Source organism: Acinetobacter sp. YH16042, assembly GCF_013417245.1.
Lineage (GTDB): Bacteria > Pseudomonadota > Gammaproteobacteria > Pseudomonadales > Moraxellaceae > Acinetobacter > Acinetobacter amyesii.
Genome location: NZ_VPEJ01000117.1, coordinates 1 through 1,417, shown reverse-complemented (window position 1 = coordinate 1,417; position 1,417 = coordinate 1). Strand labels below are relative to the sequence as shown.

Below are 1,417 nucleotides of genomic sequence, written 5' to 3'. Positions count from 1 at the left end.
AGTGCGTGTACTGGACTGAACACTGATTGGATTGCCATAAACTCTAATAAGTTCCGATAAGTCTATAAGACCATCATGATCTCTTGATAATTCACCATTTTTTAAAGCCTCATATATTGTTGTACGTGATTTTTTAAAGGCTTTACTTGCGTCCATGACGCTGAATTTTGTTGTGTTCAATGTAATCCCTCAGTGCGTGTACAAGGATGTTCGTGTGAACATCCAATCTGAACATGAAGTTTATTTTGTATTAAAGCCTACTTTCTTTAGATAGGGGAGTAGTTCTTCAAATTTTTGTGGATCTCGTAGCATTTCAGAAATTCGAACTGCAAATTGTGAGTAGCTTTCAGTACCTTGAGAATATTTATTCATATCTGGAAGCTCAGATAATTTACTGGCAAAAAGATGACACTGTGCATCGGTAAATTTTGAGAAAATCTCAAGAGCAGTTTGCTCTTTAGTATGAGCTATAACGACTTTTTTCAGTTTAAAGTTGAATGAAAAACCAGAAATATTACGTCCCTTTTTATGTTGCTGACATTGGACGTTAATATCCGTGTGTTCATTAATTTGGGCAATAGCTAGATTTAATACTCGATCTTTGAAATTTCCCATTCTTGTATATTCATCATCAAGAACGCCTATTTTTTGTCTGAACTCTGCTAGTTCGATAATTGGAGTTTGACCCGTACTACGCCAAGCAATTAATAATTCATACAACCGCACAGCATAAGCACTGCTGAGATTACTAATCTGTTGTAACTCATATTTAGTGAATTGTTCTTCTAAACGTGTAATAAGTGGCACGATTGCAGGGGCAAATATTAACTTTACTGTAGCCTCATCATCGATATATCTAATCTCGCTCACCCAGCGACTTAAAACATTCTCTACATTTCCTCTTTTATTAATTTCTTGATAGCTAAATTGACGTACAAATAGATCCTTACAAGCATCTTTTAACGCTTGGTAAGCTGTTTGTCTTGCAACATTAAATTGATTTACATAACTCTCAGCATGCACTTCTAAGGGGTCATTTGCATTGATTCCTCGACCACTATCTCTTGCTTCGACGATAGCTAATAAGATCAAACGTTGTTCTACTAAGTCTAAGTTATAACTCGCATTAATTAAGGCATTATCTTTAACTACTAAGTCCCGCATTTTATTTGTCTACATTATTACTTATGAATATAAATCTATAATAATAAATATGTAGATTAATGCAAGGTAAACGTAGTTAAATCTACAAAAAAAATAATGTAGATTATTGGTAGGTAAACGTAGTCATATTGGTAGGTAAACGTAGTCATATTGGTAGGTAAACGTAGTCATATTGGTAGGTAAACGTAGTCATATAAGATCTAGAAGCCTTTATTTACAAAGACTTGATCCTCTCCAAAAGCATATAAAAGCT

The 1,417-nt window shown here is 34.0% G+C and carries 2 protein-coding genes; both read right to left on the bottom strand.

The annotated features are described in order from the left end of the window. A partial coding sequence (locus FTV37_RS17755; RefSeq protein ID WP_218947635.1) for a plasmid replication DNA-binding protein occupies window positions 1-180 on the bottom strand: 180 nt, incomplete at its 3' end. Window positions 181-240: 60 nt separating this feature from the next. After that, window positions 241-1,164, bottom strand: coding sequence for a replication initiation protein RepM (gene repM / locus FTV37_RS17420; protein WP_180064339.1), 924 nt, complete (start codon window positions 1,162-1,164; stop codon window positions 241-243). Window positions 1,165-1,417 lie beyond the last annotated feature (253 nt).

Bases quoted from the DNA above. Each gene is read 5' to 3' on its own strand.
- repM (WP_180064339.1), bottom strand. From the start codon at position 1,164: ATGCGGGACTTAGTAGTTAAAGATAATGCCTTAATTAATGCGAGTTAT.